Raw genomic sequence first — 16726 nt, forward strand, 5'->3', positions numbered from 1 at the left:
TTCAATTCTCTATTTCAACGTTCCACCGAAGTGGTCCGTTTTACTCACTCGTTGTTCAGTTTTCAAAGATCAACTTCTTCGTTTGTCACCAACAATTTATCTCGTTAGCAACTCTTATATCTTATCACACCGGCTCGATCATTGCAAGCTTTTTTTGAATTTGTTTTTCAAATTCATTTTGGCTTGTTGACCCAAGCGTTTGTTTCGACCGTATTTCTTGGCCGGAAATATAATATACCATGTGCAGAACTAGAATACAAGTCTTTTTTAAAAGTTTTTTTCATAGAATTACTCTCTATCTAATATAAAGACCGCTGAATATAGTATAGGCTGTAACACTCCCACAATAAAAACCAGATTCTTATCGGATATTCACATGTGTTCATAATGAGCAGATACCAATTACAGTCCCATAATATTATAGAAAAGAACTGTACCCGATGTTTTTCGCTCCAGCACCTGATGACATGTCTATTCCGTGACTGAACATTTCTATAATCATATGACAACTTAACCCTTAGCTTCCCAAAGCCCTGTTATCTTAGTTAAGAAACATTTGCAGACGAAAAAAAGCGAAAGCCCCGAATAGATAACCCGGAGCCTTCGCTTTATTTGTTCATTAGAATAGAATTCCGAAACTATTCGGCACCGAGGAAAGCGTACCGGATCAAGATGATCACAAACAGGATCCACATTAGCCAATGCACCTTGGTGTCTGTACGTCCAGTCAATTTTCCGAATACCGCAAGGAGCACGTAGGCAATAATACCAGCAGAGATACCGTTAGCGATACCGCCAGTAAAAGGCATCATGATGATGGTCAAGAATGCCGGGAATGCCTGCATGAAGTCATCCCACTCGATATCGCGTACCTGGTTCATCATCAGTACACCGACAATGACAAGCGCTGGAGCTGTAGCAGCCGAAGGAACAACCAGAGCAATCGGAGCCAAGAACAATGCCAGAATAAAGAGTACGCCTGTAGTAACCGCAGTCAAACCTGTACGTCCACCTTCTGCAACACCGGAGGTACTTTCTACGAAAGCAGTGATTGTACTTGTTCCAAGGAATGCGCCCGCGCTTACGCCGCCGGCATCCACGAGCATCGCTTTACCAAGCTTCTTCTCGCCTTCCTCTTTGTTCTTCAGGAGTCCCGCACGGCCTGCGGTACCAACCAGTGTACCGAACGTATCGAACAGTTCAACGAATGTAAAGATGAAAATAACTTCTAGAAGACCCATGCCCAGAGCGCCCTTCAAGTCCATCTGACCGACAGCCAGATTATCAAATGAAGGAATCCAGCTTGCAGTGCTAAGACCTGACAAATCGGTTACTCCCATTGGAATACCAATCAGCGTCGTCAACACGATACCGATAAGCAAAGCGCCCTTCAATCTGAGAACCATCAGGATGGCGATCAGGAACAACCCGATTATCGCAAGCAGCGTATCTTTGTTCTGAATGAAATTCCCAAGACCAAGATTGAAGGCACCGCCTGGTACCGGATGTGTAATATCCGTTCCTGGGTTAATGGAAGCCGTCACGATGTTGCCCAGCTTAAGACCAACAATGGTAATGAACAAGCCGATACCGACCGTAATGGCAATCTTTAAATTGTTTGGAACCGCAGTCAGCAGCATTTGGCGGACTTTGGTAACCGTAAGAATAATAAAGACAATACCGGAGATGAATACTGCACCGAGTGCGGCCTGCCAAGTAATCGCTCCGTTCGAGCTTAATACAACTGTCATGAAATATGCGTTCAAACCCATACCTGGTGCCAACGCAACCGGAATGTTAACGAAGAAGCCCATCGCCATCGTCACAAGGCCGGCACCTACTGCAGTAGCGAAAAATACGCCTTCCTGCGGAATACCTGCGCCATCAGGACCCAGGAACAGATTGTTGACCAGCAGGATGTAAGCCATGGTCATAAATGTCGTTAAGCCTGCGATAATCTCGGTTCTTACATTTGTTCCGTGTTCCTTTAGTTTAAAGAAACGCTCCATTGTAGAGATATCCCCCTTAAAATTAATGACCGACAACATACAAAAAGACCCTAAGGATAAATCCCCAGGGCCATCGCTTGAAAAAAGAGCCGCAAAACAATCATTCGTATGCTGCCAGGCAGCATCCTTATCGAACAACCGACTGCTGCTTTATGGAGCGCCGCTCCAAAAACAGGCCGATATCTCGAATGCTGGACGAGTCCGCATCATTATATTGCCGCTCTTCTTTTCGTAGCGAGATCATTACGGTGACCTGTAGAGACTCCCGGGCCCATTCCCAGGATTATACGAAAAAGCTCGTTATTTGTAGTTGTCATGTCAGTTTCTACACATATTCTAGGACGAGAAGCCCAACCTTGTCAATAACAAAAGCGAATATTATGCTTGTCAATTTAAAGAAATGTTCGGAAATTGATGCTCCACCACCTATTGATTCTAGTACAACTGAACTACATACGACAAAATACATCATAGAATAATGCGCACATGACACTGAAATCCGTTCGGGAGGTGTTTCACTCGATAGTAGCAGTAGCGGTCGAAACCGAATTGTTTCCCACGCAGGGAGAAATCGGGATCGTGTGCTCCTTAGGAGAAACTTATTGCTATTTTACCGACGGCATGGTGGGTCTCACTTAATGCGTGAGCATCGTAGAGCCCTTTTTGCGAAAAAGGAAACGTAGCTCCCACTACTGCTCTTACTTTTTTTTGCTCCAACAGGTCGGCTATTTCTTGAAGCTGCTGACCATTGGGATCCAGCCATATATTTTTGGCGGTTACGTCGTATTCTCTTACCAGCTCTTCATCAAAATCGCTGACAATCGATATGATTCTCCCGGTGTGTTTTTTCAACACTTTAAAGCTGTTCTTCTGAACGTCACCGCCCATCGTATCGAACACAACATCCACATCCGATAATACATCTTGAAATGGGGTCGTGCGATAGTCAATTATCTGATTAGCTCCGAGTGAGGCCAGCAGTTCATGATTACGCTCACTGGCGGTCGTAATAACGTAGGCTCCCGCTTGTTTGGCAAACTGGATAGCGAACATCCCAACACCGCCTGCGCCTGCGTGGATCAATACCTTCTCTCCTTTGGTCAGTTCACCATGTGTAAAAAGCGCCTGCCAAGCAGTCAGGCCTGCGAGCGGAACGGATGCGGCTTCCTCCCATGAGATAGCAGCAGGCTTACGCGCCAGCAGATGATCATCCACCAAAGTATATTCGGCATAAGTGCCAAAACGAGTCGTTTCCGGACGGGCAAATACTTCGTCTCCCACTTTCCAATTCGTTACCTCGTGCCCAATTTCTGAAATTGTCCCGGCAACATCCCAACCTAAAATAATCGGAAACTCCCAATCCATCATTTGTTTTAAATAGCCTTCACGGAGCTTCCAGTCAATTGGATTTATCGAGGTGGCGGCCACTTTAACTAGGACCTGATGCGCTTGTGGTGTAGGGGTAGGTACTTCTCTTTCCTGTAGTTCCTCCTTGCCCCCGTAATGATCGATGACGATAGCTTTCATTATTTTCCCTCCTCGGTCTTGGTTCAACTTCCTTTTAGGACTTGGTTCAACCTCCTAAACGCTCGCACCTAACTTTCGCACCTTAACGTATTATTGATCTTATTACACAAAAGATGCATACAATAAAACCATGGGCATCTATCCGTCCATTGATTACAGGAAAAAGTTCGTGTGGTACAAACACACATAAAAAAGCCTTCAATCCCACAGATGTGGATTTGAAGGCTTTTTGGTCTAGTACAGCAGTATAAAAACTATTCCCACTCAATCGTTGCTGGCGGTTTGGACGTCACATCATACACGATACGGTTGACGTTCTCGACTTCGTTCACGATCCGTACGGAGATCTTCTCAAGAATATCCCATGGGATACGCGCCCAGTCCGCTGTCATGCCGTCAATGGAGGTTACGGCACGGATACCTACCGTGTAGGAATACGTACGTGCATCACCCATTACGCCGACACTCTTCATGTTCGGAAGCGCCGTGAAATATTGCCAGATCTCGCGATCCAGTCCCGCTTTCGCGATCTCTTCGCGCAGGATGTAGTCGGAATCACGAACGATTTGCAGCTTGTCCTCCGTTACTTCACCCAGTACGCGAATCGCAAGACCCGGGCCAGGGAAAGGCTGACGGTGAACGATCTCATCCGGTAAGCCCAGCTCTTCGCCGACTTTACGAACCTCATCCTTAAAGAGAGCTTTCAACGGCTCGATCAGCGTGAATTTCATGTCTTCAGGCAGCCCGCCAACATTGTGGTGGGATTTGATCGTATGCGCCGTGTCTGTACCGCTCTCAACGATATCAGTATACAGCGTGCCTTGAGCCAAAAATGCAAAATCATCAAACTTGCTGGACTCCTCATCGAATACGTAGATGAACTCGTTGCCGATGATTTTCCGTTTTTTCTCCGGATCGTCTACGCCTTTCAGCTTGGACAAGAAGCGTTCCTGAGCGTCAATCTTAACGACCTTCATATCAAACTTGCCGACGAAGGTTTCCATAACACTCTCAGCCTCGCCTTTGCGCAGCAGTCCATGATCGATGAACATGCATGTCAGCTGATCGCCGATGGCCTTGTGAATCAGCATAGCCACAACGGAGGAATCAACGCCGCCGCTCAGTGCGCACAGCACTTTTTGCTCGCCGACGACTTCACGGATTTCGCGAACCTGGTCCTCGATAAAAGTCTCCATGCTCCAGTTGCCTTCGCAACCGCACACTTCGTACAAGAAATTCTTGATCATTTCGTTACCATGGACGGAGTGACGAACTTCCGGATGGAACTGCACGCCGTACAGCTTCTTATCCTCGTTACTCATCGCAGCAATCGGAGCGGATTCCGTTCCTGCATCCAGCTTAAAGCCGGTAGGCAGCGATACCACATGATCACCATGACTCATCCATACGGTTTGTTTTTGCTCAATCCCTTTGACAAGCGTCGAGTTCGGAGCAAATTCCAATTCAGCCTTACCGTATTCACGCTTCGAAGCACGTTCTACTTTTCCGTCCAGCTGTTGAGCCATCAGCTGCATGCCGTAGCAAATACCGAAAATCGGCAGTCCCAGATCATAAATCGTTGGGTCCACATGCGGTGCATTCTCGGAATACACGCTGGAAGGACCTCCTGAGAACACAATGCCGCGCGGGGAAAGTTCTTTGATTTTCTCAGCGGGCGTATTGTATGGCAGAAGCTCACTATAAACGCCAAGATCGCGAATTCGTCGTGCTATAAGTTGGTTGTACTGTCCACCGAAGTCCAAAACGACGATGATTTCATTAGGCTTATTCATTACCGGGCCTCCCTTGATTAATGAAATTAATTATACGCAACCCGAATTCATACCGTCAAGAAAGAGGGCCCTTTGTTTTCATGCCAGTTTTTTGACAATTCGAATACATTGGCGTAAAAAGAGAACTTTTTCGGTACGGGACCAAGGTTTATTATGGTATGCCGCCCGCTCCCAGCGCTGCGCAAACTGCTCCAGCTCCGCCCTGAATTCGGCATCGGCAATCGACAAAGCATTGACGTATTGACGCATGGTCTGCCCTCTTTCCACATCTCCAAACCTTCGCTGGAGCTTGTCCCAAACCCACACCGAGGCCGATACGAGCCCCTCCCGCCTGCTTATCGCTATCGTTCTGGCCATCCTCATGAAGGCCAAGTTTTGGCGCACGGTCGGCATTTGATAAACAACTGCCACCAGGATGGGAAGAATCAATAGTAGAACGCCCCCAAACATCACAGGACCGATGGCGGCTATCAGAAAGAGTACTTTAACGACGCCGTAAAGCATGGAATTCCACATGCTGTTCCAGTACTTAAGCCCGGCAGAACCGGAATCACCGGCAATCGGAGGGGTGGACATCTGCTCGATGCCAAAGCCTGGGGTCGGATCAAACATCACCCAGCCTTGTCCCGGGAAAAAAACCTCAACCCATGCATGTGCATTCTTTTGTGCCACCTCATAACGGTCAACCGTACCTGCCACCCGCTCACCCGGTGCAAATCCCGTCACATAGCGTGCGGGAATGCCATCGGATCGGAGCAGGACGGTCATCGCCGTAGCAAAATGAACGCAGTACCCTTCCTTCGTATCAAACAAAAAATGTTCCGTAAAATCCCGGCCCTCCGGTGGCACGGATGTTTGCAGCGTATACGTATAGTTCTGCTCCAAATAGGATTCGATAGCTACCGCCTTTTCATACCTGTTCACAGCGTCCAATGTGATCTTCTGCGCTAAATCCCTCACCCTGAGGGGCAGCTCCTCAGGAAGCTGCAGGTATATCTCCTTCATATATTCGGGATCGTTGTCATTAGCCCTGAGGAGCTCTTGCTCCTCAGGCTGACTATATAGCGTTTCTATGGTATAACCGGATACCGCCCTCTCGCCTTGCAAGGATACCGTTTCGGACAGCCTGTCAACGGCAAGCCTCGGTGTACCTCTCTCTTTGGAGAAATGTATCTCCTTCACGCGGGTAATAATGCCTCCGGACAGCACGGTCTGAATGGGGGTATCTTGTTCAAAAGTCAGCGACTGCACAATCGTCTCTCCAGAAGGACGCTCCCAATACGGCAGAATGCCGCTCAGGTCTTCGGATCGTTTGACGGGCTTGCGGATGGAAGGATCTGCATCCCACTTCCGTCCATCATACCAGTTATACGTGTCCCCCCGCCAATAAGTCGGTTCAGGCGATTGCGCGGTAAAATACATCGCATCGCTCAGCGTCAGCGGACCTCCCAAATCTTTTCCCTGGGAAGTGTATCCGGCAACCTGAGAGGCAGGAATCGACGGTTCCGCATTCCCCAGGAGCCTATCCCCCCATCCCGTCAGACGTTCCGCTAATTCGGATACTGTTAATCCCACACCTGCCGAAGGCTCGCTAAAAGCTCCTCCCACTCGGGTCATTCCGGCGATTAGACAGGAAGCAAGTACCACCACCAGACTCCAGCGAAGCACAGGCAGCCCGGACAAGCGGCCGGATCGCACAGGCTCAGGGATGTCCGCTCCCCTAGGGGTTCCCTCGACGGTTTCCTGCTTCAGCTTAAGAATCAGCATCATGCCCTGGGCCAGCAAAATATACAATACAGCCCGCAGCATATGACGGTATATGCTCTCCTCCATGGCGGATTCGAGCACTGCTAAATAAACCAGCGTCGAACCGCCAAACAACCACACGGTTCGGCGATACAAGGCCAGCATATGGACAGCGGATACCATAATAGCCCAGCCGACAAGCAGGATGATCGTTCTCGTCTCCTGGCTTAAGGCAGTAAATTCCCACATATTTCCGAATATCGAAACGTCACCCGGGAGTATAGCCGAAGCATAATCGGATAACCATGCCAGCGGATCGCTATTTTCAAACAATCGGGCACACAGCCAGACCACCAGAACGGCGTTCAGCGGCAGCCACACCCAGCTCCGCAGCGTAAACAACCCTTGGAGCAGCAAGAACATGGCCCAGATGAATAAGGTCTGCAGCATAAGATGACCGCCCATGTCCCCTGCATCCCGAAGCGGCAAGAGCCACTCTGACAGCAGTCCCATAACCGGCAGAGTAATCAATATGCGATGAAGAAGCGTTCCGTGCGACAATCGGGAGACCAAAATATGGGGTACACTCCAGGCTCCGGAAATACCGGTCTTCCGATGGCCTCGATCCCTAACGGGCGAGCTTCCCGGTTCGATCATGGCCGGCACCTCCTATCTGCATTGGCTTCCCATCTGTCGGCTGTTCATGCAAATAAACCAGTCTCCCGCCTTTGCTGAAGAACTCTCGTGCCCACTCCGGCTGCGCCTGATTCTCCATTGGACTATTTGGACTATTTGGACTAACCCATGAGCTTGAATTTCCAGCTGGTTTCAACCCCTTTACACTTTGCGTGCAGAAGATGGTAACCTTTCTGCTTCCTGCATTCAGCAGGTTGATCGCTGCAAGAGCCGCTCCCTGATGAAAAACGCCTGTGATAATCGCCCAATCTGTATTCTTTTGTGAGGGAGAAAGAGACTTCTCGAAACTTCGGTTCGGTACAGGATCCTTCCCGGTTAGCTGGACGGAGGCAAACGGTACTAACGTATCCTGCTGCGCCTTGAACACACCCTTGTATTCGATCCGCCGATCCTCCATCCCATCCCCATCCATACATAGTTGATAGGGAACTTTATAGCGGATGAGCCGGGATACAAATCCTGCTGCTGCAGATACCGCGTCTTCAAATGCATCCTCCGGTTTTAAGGCGCCAAGACCAGCATACCCTTGGAGCGATGTATCCAGCACAACCCCCTGCCTCGATCCATAGCCCTCATGCGGCATGAAGGATTGCAGGCGTCCAAGCTTCGCAGAATTCTTCCAATGAATCCGGTTCATAGGATCACCGGGAACATAGTCGCGCACGCCCGATCCTCTCATTTCATTCCATACCTTGAAGCGTACCCGTTCATCTTCCAGGTCCATATCGCTTCCATGCATGGGCACCTGGGCCTCCGGCCACGCGGCGGGCCTTGGCAGCACGATCATGCCTCCCGTATCGCTTTGGACACTCCGGCTTGTCCTAAACCAGCCGAACATATCGCCCCATTCCACCTCGCTATAGATCGAAGACCAGACTCCGCGGGGAACCTGGTTCAGTCTGTAGGTATACTCGAGCCTTCGCTTCATGCCCGGGAACAGCAGCTTGCGATGCTCCCTGCTGCCGATCCGGTCGGTTATGATAAGCCATGGGACGGGCAGAAGGGAACGATAGGTTACTTGAACCGTCATCTGAGCAGAATCTCCCGCCTGTATGCACGAAGGAAAGCTTGTATGTAATATGGTGATTCGGTTTGGGCCCAACAAGCTTGTCAAAGCCCCGCCAAGCAATAGAATCGTGGATGCCCACCATACAAGCCGCAGTGATTCCCCGCCTAACCAAACATAAAGGCCCAACGAAACGGACCAGATAGCCGCTCCTCTCGACCATTCCAGCAGACGGCGTCTCATGACGGATTTCCCTTGCGGCTTCGCTGGCGCGGCAGATCAAACCTCGTAATGATGGACTCCACCATTTCATAAGGAGTTACGCCGGCGGCACGTGCCTCATGAGACAGATGAATCCGGTGGGTCAGCACCGGTACGGCAACACGCAGGCAGTCATCCGGGATGACATACATTCGTCCTGTCAAAAATGCAGCCGCCTGTGAAGCGCGAAGCCACGCCAATGTCCCTCTCGGACTAATCCCAAGGGTCAACCCCTGCTGTTTTCGGGAAGCATCAGCCACACTGACCATGTAACGTTTTATGGTGTCATCCACGAATATACGGGAAACCATCTGCTGCATCCGGATGAGCTCGGAGCCCATCATGAGCGGCTTCAGATCATCCAGTCTAGAACTGCCCATCCCCCGCTCCAGCAGCTCCAATTCACCTTCCATGTTGGGATAGCCCAGCGATAATCTCATCAGAAAGCGATCCAACTGCGCCTCCGGCAGACGGCTTGTTCCTTCATATTCATAGGGATTTTGCGTTGCCAGTAGGAAGAACGGGGCAGGCAGCGGATACGTATGGCCGTCCACGGTGACGCGCCCCTCTTCCATCGCCTCCAGCAGCGCGGATTGTGCCCGTGGCGATGCCCGGTTAATTTCATCGGCCAGCACAATATTGGACATCACGGGTCCGGGCCTAAATACAAATTCCCCTGTGTGCGGATAATAGACCGATGCCCCAGTAATGTCCCCTGGCATCAAATCATATGTAAACTGGATGCGGCTGAAATCACAGCCAATTAACGCAGCCACCGACTTCACCAGCATGGTCTTCCCGACTCCTGGCACGTCCTCCAGCAGCACATGACCTCCGGCCAGCAAGGCAATCATCGTTAACGAGATTTGCTCTTCATGTCCTACAATGACACTCCCGATGCGTTTGGTAACCCTCCCCAAAAGCTCAGGTGCCCACTCCGGATGATTGGCTTCTTCAGCATGAACGGATGAACTAAACAAGAACATCAACCCCCAACCTATATTCATAGATTATTAGATAGCGGTAACTCGGAATCTTGAATCTATGAATAGGTTTTCCAAGAAAGCAAGAAGATAGACGTCATTTGCTAGAAAAGGATTGGCCCTTCCAGCAGGATGTATAGCGTACGGTCCGCCTGGCCTAATCGGCATCTACACGAAAAAGGCCAGCCCGTTACTCACGGCTGGCCTCCGACTCATCCTACTTACATGCTGGCTTTCATCGTTCTCGTCCGATCACCCTATTAACGATTCACAGCCTTAATCATTCCAATTCCAAATCCGGTCAAGGATCACCGCAGCCTGAGCACGCGTAAAGTACGCCTTAGGCGCAATGCTGCCGTTCATGCCGCTCACGATGCCCGAACCTGCAAGCAGCGCCGCACTCGACTTGGCATACTCGGCAACCTGATCCCCATCAGCAAAAGAATCCAGTGCCCCCTGTCCTTTCAGCTTTTTACCGGCTGCCTCCAGAGCACGCTGCGTCATCACCATCATGTCCTGGCGTTTCATTGGCGTGTCCGGCAAGAAACGGTTTCCTCCGACACCTTGAACCAGCCCAAGCTCTGCCGCGATCTGCACGTCTTCGTAATAATATGCCGAAGACGAAACATCTCCGAATGCTGCTCGGCCTTCGCCTGAACCCTCCAGCTCCAACACACGTACGAGCATAACGAGGAATTCGGCTCGAGTAATCGAGTTCAACGGATTGAATCTCGTTTCGGTCTCCCCTTGAATAATCCCGCGGGATGCCATCGTTTCGATCGCATTGATCGCCCAAGACACATGCTTCAGGTCATGAAAAGTCTTGAACGCTGAGACAACAGCAAACGTGCCGCCCTGCGGCAATGAAGCACGTACGATACCATCTGCGGAATTATACCGGCTGTTGGAAAGCGGAACCCCGCGTCGTCCGTTAGAGTCGATATTCCAAACAACGATATGGTTCAGTTGTGCAAGCTCTTCCTTGGTAGGGGAATAAGGCACCGACCAAATGAGACGATGCTTGCCCTGTTTCCAGGACAAAGCCCGCTCACCGGCAAGTATTTCCACATGAAATGCGGGACGATTGCCAATCCGCTCATGAAGAGCTGCATCCATGTTGCCGCCTGACGCTTTCGCTAGACGAAGCGTAACGGTTTCCGTATCTGTTACACCGGTCCCCTGAATCAACAAACTTGGCATTTCCAGCGTACCAAACTCCGTTTGGACTATGAGAACTGCCTGCGGATTCCCCAGCAGCCACTTACCCGGCAGCTGAATATCATAGGACTGGGCCCCTTTCTGCGCCGGAACATCTACAAGCGTCCGCTTCGTTCCGTCTGTTCCAGCCACTGCCCTTTCCAATGCCTGCTGAAGCATTCGGCTTGAGACTCCAACCGTGATCCGGCCGTTCTGGTTCCGGATATCCAGAGAAGGCCTGCTTAGAGCTGGACTCGTACTGCTTCCGCCACCGCCCGCAGTTCCGCCGCTTCCTCCGTTACCGCCCCCATTTTGTTCTTCTCCGCCGTTTCCATCTCCTCCGCCGGGAGCGGAGCTCTTCGTAAATTCCAGCACGCCGAATCTGGTCGTGTTCTGATAGGATTGACCGGTCGGATCCGACCATATGGCCACGCTGTCTCTTGTACCTTGGCCGTCTTCATCGTTGTTCACCTGAAAATCGAACCCGATCACCGTCCCTTTCTCAGGTTTGATCTTATCCAGGCGGATCGCTGCTTCAACGACATACCCGCCGTCGATCGCCTTCGCTGCAGATGTGAAATTATTCTCGCCCGCATGACCGCCGAAGGAACGCACATTGTTGAAGTTCATCCGGTACTGTCCATCATCTTCTTGGTAAATATCCATCTTTCCATTATTCTGATCCACAAAAATCTCTACCGAATCCTGCTCCCATACGTTGGAACTCGCATCCGATAACAAGCTGTCGCTAATGACAGCATAAACGTACAGGTGATTCTCATCCCATAGCGTTCGGAATTTAGCGTTCGCGCCGCTGTTACCCTCGACCCACACGTCGGTTGCCAGTTCCCCGGCGTCCTTCCAGATTCCGTCGAGCTCGCCGTCAACCGTCGGGGTGCCATAGCGGGCCTGGGCCGATTTCGGCGCGGCAGCGAGCGTAAGAATGCCGAGTCCGTTCTGATCGCTCTCCTGGGCATGCCTTGGATCGCTCCACGATACCATCGCCCCATTCTTGCCATGCTCGGAACCGTCATCCGTACCGGAATCCGTCACTCTGATATCAAAATAAATGTCGCCGCCCAATGCCCCTGCTCCGTTAAGCTGGAGAAGGGCCTCCCCTGCGTAACCTCCCGCGGTCTCTGCCGTGTTGGCGGCTCCACGCTGAAGCCGGGCTTTTTGCAGGGTACCGTTCACCACCACGAAGATGTCAACCTGATCTCCCGGAGATATCGATCCATCCTTCACGTCAACCCTGACATACATATGCTCCTTGTCCCATAATGTCTTAAATTCAGCAGATAACGATCCCAACTGCTCCGTCTTAAGTGCCGGAACCAGATTCCATGCAAAATCCGGTTGTCCGTCGATGACCGCCGTACCTTCAATAGCCGTTCCGGTCTTTCTCACGATCGTTAATCGGGAAGGATCGACCATTCCCCAATAAGCAGGTTTGGCCTGATATTGCTTGTCAAAAGGAAACGGGGCATCTTGGCGTCCCGTCCCCGCGGGACGATCATGCAGCCAGGTATGGTCGTCTGCAATCCCCCAAAGGGTGACATTGCTGATCCAGCCTCCCTCCACGCCTGCATCAACGCCCATTTGGTCCAGCCGCTTCAGCTCTTCAAACAGCTCTTTGTATCGGTAGCCTTGCTTGTCGAGCAATTCCTGAGGGACGGTCTGATACACGTCGGTATTGTTCGTATACACCGAAACGTCCAGCTCGGTAAGCTGATTGTCAAAGCCCGCCTCGCCGAACATCCGGATGGAATCCGAAATTTGCTGAATGGATGGTCCGCTGATATTGATGTGCGTTTGATGGCCCACACCATCGATCGGAACGCCCTCCGCCTTCAACTGCTTCACAAGCTTCAGCAGGTAATCACGTTTCTTCGGATTGTGCGTGCTGAAATCGTTGATGTACAGCTTGGCCTCGGGACCGGCTGCATCACGGGCCGCATGAAATGCCGTACGAATATAATCCAGCCCCGTCATCCGGTACCACTGGCTGTCCCGCATGCCGTCCGGACGTCCTTCGTCAATGACCTCATTCACGACGTCCCAATCCCGGGCGTCATCCTTGTAACGGCCGGCCACTTCATGAATGTAAGCTTCCAGCCGTTGAAGGACGAGCGCTTTATTCTCCGGTGTGGCTTCGAAATAATTTCCCTGATCATCCTTCAGCATCCATTCGGCTCCTTGCTGATGCCACAGCAGCGTATGGAATCGAAGATTCATGCCGTGATCCCTGGCATAGTCCCTAATCAAATCCGCGTTGGTAAAGTTATAGGTTCCTTCTCTCGGACTGACCGATTCCGGTTTCATTACGTTCTCGGCAACTAGTGAATTATAATGATAATCCAGAAGCTCCTTGTGTACGCCGGACAGATGCTTGGGTTCCACGGCTGCCCCGATCTCGAAATAATTCTGATACACATCCTTCAGTGCCGGAATATCTTTCTGAATGGAGCCGGGTAGGGCGAGCTTAATGTCATCGACATAGAAATTGGTCAGATCCGAGGTTTCCACATACAGCTTCAATGTTTCCATATCCGAGCTGAAGCCGAAGGTCCCTTTCAGTTCCACCCACTCCGTGCCGCTCGCCGAGGCAGAGGCGAGGGTCGTATAGGATGTGTCCGCTGCGCCTGCCGCTTTGTTCTCCATCGAAAGCGATATTTTGACCGGAGCGACAGGGGCCTGCTCAAGCCTGGCATAGGCTGAGATCGTATACGTTTTATGACGAATCATGATATCTTTAACGTCGCGGCTAGGCCCGTTCCAGTTGTTCGTCCGATCACGGACCTTTAGGCTGTAGCCGCCGCTATGGGCTATGCCTTGCACAGCCTCGACTTTCTCCGAATCACGAGGTCCCCAATCCATCGTCGTTCCGTCTTCAAAATCCCATACGACCGAATTCTCTCCCCCCGGTATCTCGTTGCCCGGGTCTGGTGCCGGCTCAATCAACCGGACCTTGAATTCGTCCATATAATAAGCAGCGTCCGGACTGCTCGGACTCTGCAAATAAACCTGCAAGGCCGTAGCATTAGCATCGTATTTATAATGGCCTTTCACCTCTACCCACCCGTCGGCGGTTACATCGACCGGGCTGCTAAAGTTCACGTATTCCGGCTCCGCTCCGGTTTGCTGCATGGCAAGCTGAAGCTTCTGAGTCCCTTGGGTGCCCTCCTTCAAATGGACATATGCGGAAATTTCATAGGTAGCTCCCTTGTCCAGCCGATTCGTCGCGGCTAAATTAAACCCCGGTCCGTTCCAGTTCGCCGTCCTTCCCTCCGTCAACAAACTCCCTGTCCCTTCATAGGCATAGGTAGCGGAGGTCACCGTCTCCGTTCCCCGCTTAAACCACCCCTCCGTCCCGCCGTCAAAATGATGATGAATCACGATATCCTGATCAACGGGAGTATATACCGGTTCGGCTGCCGCCGCACTGAAGCCGGACGGAATGAGCAGCATGGACGCGATCAGCATCAGGCTGATCTTCCTAAAGATATTTCTCTTAGACACGGAATGCTTGCCTCCTCATTCGTTGCATATATAGTCTGTCATTTAGCGAAACCTTGGTTACTCTTTGACGCTGCCCACGTTCAATCCGACTACGAAATATTTCTGCAGAAACGGATACACCACCAGAATGGGAACGGAAGCTACGACCGTAACAGCCGCCCGTATGGACAACGGCGTTACCATGGCGGCGGCAGAATCCTGGGTCATGCCTGCGCCCGCGGCGACATTCGGATTGCTGTTGGAATTCATGCTGGACGACAGCAACTTCATGAGCTCATACTGCAGCGTGCTCAGCTTCTGCGTGGACGAAGTATACAGGAACGCGTCGAACCATGTATTCCATGCACCTACCGCTACAAACAGCGCGATCGTGGCAAGCACCGGCTTGCACAGCGGGAAGATGATCTGCATAAAGATTTTGAAGTCTCCTGCGCCGTCGATTCTTGCGGATTCGACCAGGCTTTCAGGTAGCGTGCCGATATAGGTTCGGATCACGATCAGGTTAAAGGCACTTACCATAGACGGCAGGATGTATACCCAGAAGCTGTTCAGCAAATTCAAATCCTTGATCAGGAAATAACCCGGAATCAAACCGGCATTAAAGTACATCGTCAATACAAATACAAGCGTAATCGGCTTGCGGAACGCGTATTCGCGCCGGCTTAACGTGTAGGCCAGCATCGTCGTCAGAAAGATATTCAATACGGTGGAGAGCACGGTTCTAGCGACCGTGATCCAGAATGCGTTATAAATCGTTCCAGAAGCGAATACGGCCTTGTAATTTTGCAGCGTCCACTCTCTCGGGAGCAAGTAAATTCCGCCGCGGATCGTATCGTTCCCCGCATTGAACGACACCGCAATCGTGTTCAGAAACGGGTACAGCGTCACGATCACGAGGAAGATCATAAATACAGTGTTAAACGTATTAAACAGAGCCGGCTCTACGCGCGTTCTTACGATATCTTTCTTCACGGGAGCGTTTGCCGCATTTTGCGGGCTGAGCTGCTGATTTCCCATGTCTATAACAACCTCTCTTCCCCAAGCCGCTTCGCGGTCCAGTTGGCAAGCAGCAGCATGGTGACGCTGACAACTGTCTTAAATATCCCGCCGGCCGTTGCCATCGAGTAGTTCCCTTGCGCAATTCCATACTTCAGTACGAAGATATCGATCGTCTCCGCCCAATCCACCACAAGCCCGTTGCCAAGCAGATACTGCACTTCGAATCCGGCTTCAAGGATGTGTCCGATGGACATAATCAGCAAAATCACGATCGTTGCTTTGATGCCCGGAAGCGTAACGTGAAGCATCTTGCGATAGCGGCTGGCCCCGTCAATTTCGGCGGCTTCGTAGAGAGCCGGATCAATGGAAGCAATGGCTGCCAAGTAGATAATCGTGTTCCAGCCCACCTCTTTCCAAACATGGGAGCCCCCGACGATGCCCCAGAAATATTTGCCTTCGCTCAACCAAAGAATTGGCTCCTGGATGATCTGCAGCTTCATCAACAGATCATTGATGATCCCATCCGAGGCAAGCGAAGTAGCCACGATGCCCGTTACGATAATCCAGGACAAAAAATGAGGCAAATACGAAATGGTCTGAACGGTTCGTTTCCAAAACACTTTTTTGATTTCGTTTAACAGCAGCGCCAAAATAATGGCGGTAACAAACCCAAGCACAAGATTGATCAGACTCATACCTACCGTGTTGCGCAACACGCGCAGGAAATTGTCGTCCGTAAACAGGAATTTGAAGTGCTTAAGCCCCACCCATGTCTGTTGCCCAAAGTCCCTAGCCGGCTTGTAATCCTGGAAAGCCATCGTCCAGCCCCATACGGGAACGTAGGCAAACAGGATAATGTACAGCATCAACGGGACCGACATCATGATCAGCTGCTTCTGATTTTTGATGAGGGTCCATGTGATGGGCTGTTTCTTTCCCCTCTTGGGATTTCGCATGGCTCTTTTTTTCGCTAAGGTCTCATCCATATCA

The 16726-nt window shown here is 51.0% G+C and carries 9 protein-coding genes and 1 riboswitch; all 9 genes read right to left on the reverse strand.

Going from position 1 to position 16726, the window contains the following annotated elements:
- Positions 1-638 precede the first annotated feature (638 nt).
- Positions 639-2009 carry an NCS2 family permease gene (locus tag ABEW73_RS24405; RefSeq protein ID WP_430173253.1) on the reverse strand — a complete coding sequence of 457 codons (1371 nt, stop codon included), beginning with the start codon at positions 2007-2009 and terminating at the stop codon, positions 639-641.
- A 212-nt stretch (positions 2010-2221) separates the two neighbouring features.
- A riboswitch (purine riboswitch) is annotated at positions 2222-2320 on the reverse strand.
- Positions 2321-2597: 277 nt separating this feature from the next.
- On the reverse strand, positions 2598-3536 hold the full coding sequence (locus ABEW73_RS24410) for an NADP-dependent oxidoreductase (protein ID WP_430173251.1): 939 nt from the start codon (positions 3534-3536) through the stop codon (positions 2598-2600).
- 254 nt (positions 3537-3790) lie between these two features.
- Positions 3791-5329 carry a glutamine-hydrolyzing GMP synthase gene (guaA, locus tag ABEW73_RS24415; RefSeq protein WP_430173249.1) on the reverse strand — a complete coding sequence of 513 codons (1539 nt, stop codon included), beginning with the start codon at positions 5327-5329 and terminating at the stop codon, positions 3791-3793.
- A gap of 78 nt (positions 5330-5407) precedes the next feature.
- The gene (locus tag ABEW73_RS24420; protein ID WP_430173247.1) at positions 5408-7732 is read right to left on the reverse strand and encodes a transglutaminase domain-containing protein; all 2325 of its coding nucleotides are present in this window, start codon (positions 7730-7732) and stop codon (positions 5408-5410) included.
- On the reverse strand, positions 7704-9020 hold the full coding sequence (locus ABEW73_RS24425; RefSeq protein WP_430173245.1) for a DUF58 domain-containing protein: 1317 nt from the start codon (positions 9018-9020) through the stop codon (positions 7704-7706). The genes ABEW73_RS24420 and ABEW73_RS24425 overlap by 29 nt, the downstream gene beginning before the upstream one ends.
- Positions 9017-10024 (reverse strand): AAA family ATPase, encoded by a 1008-nt coding sequence (locus ABEW73_RS24430; RefSeq protein ID WP_430173243.1) that lies wholly within the window; start codon positions 10022-10024, stop codon positions 9017-9019. The genes ABEW73_RS24425 and ABEW73_RS24430 overlap by 4 nt, the downstream gene beginning before the upstream one ends.
- A gap of 273 nt (positions 10025-10297) precedes the next feature.
- Positions 10298-14737 (reverse strand): endo-1,4-beta-xylanase, encoded by a 4440-nt coding sequence (locus ABEW73_RS24435; protein WP_430173241.1) that lies wholly within the window; start codon positions 14735-14737, stop codon positions 10298-10300.
- Between the two features lie 57 nt (positions 14738-14794).
- The gene (locus ABEW73_RS24440) at positions 14795-15754 is read right to left on the reverse strand and encodes a carbohydrate ABC transporter permease (protein WP_430173239.1); all 960 of its coding nucleotides are present in this window, start codon (positions 15752-15754) and stop codon (positions 14795-14797) included.
- A gap of 2 nt (positions 15755-15756) precedes the next feature.
- Complete coding sequence (locus tag ABEW73_RS24445; protein ID WP_430173238.1) at positions 15757-16722, reverse strand: ABC transporter permease; 966 nt, start codon at positions 16720-16722, stop codon at positions 15757-15759.
- Positions 16723-16726: the final 4 nt, after the last annotated feature.

Source organism: Paenibacillus lautus, assembly GCF_050482385.1.
In the GTDB taxonomy this organism is placed as follows: Bacteria; Bacillota; Bacilli; order Paenibacillales; family Paenibacillaceae; genus Paenibacillus_AQ; species Paenibacillus_AQ lautus_B.

Excerpts from the sequence above, each read along its gene's own strand:
- ABEW73_RS24445 (WP_430173238.1), bottom strand. The coding sequence starts at position 16,722 with ATGGATGAGACCTTAGCGAAAAAAAGAGCCATGCGAAATCCCAAGAGG.
- ABEW73_RS24420 (WP_430173247.1), bottom strand. The coding sequence starts at position 7,732 with ATGATCGAACCGGGAAGCTCGCCCGTTAGGGATCGAGGCCATCGGAAG.
- ABEW73_RS24430 (WP_430173243.1), bottom strand. The coding sequence starts at position 10,024 with ATGTTCTTGTTTAGTTCATCCGTTCATGCTGAAGAAGCCAATCATCCG.
- ABEW73_RS24440 (WP_430173239.1), bottom strand. The coding sequence starts at position 15,754 with ATGGGAAATCAGCAGCTCAGCCCGCAAAATGCGGCAAACGCTCCCGTG.
- ABEW73_RS24405 (WP_430173253.1), bottom strand. The coding sequence starts at position 2,009 with ATGGAGCGTTTCTTTAAACTAAAGGAACACGGAACAAATGTAAGAACC.
- ABEW73_RS24410 (WP_430173251.1), bottom strand. The coding sequence starts at position 3,536 with ATGAAAGCTATCGTCATCGATCATTACGGGGGCAAGGAGGAACTACAG.
- ABEW73_RS24425 (WP_430173245.1), bottom strand. The coding sequence starts at position 9,020 with ATGAGACGCCGTCTGCTGGAATGGTCGAGAGGAGCGGCTATCTGGTCC.
- guaA (WP_430173249.1), bottom strand. The coding sequence starts at position 5,329 with ATGAATAAGCCTAATGAAATCATCGTCGTTTTGGACTTCGGTGGACAG.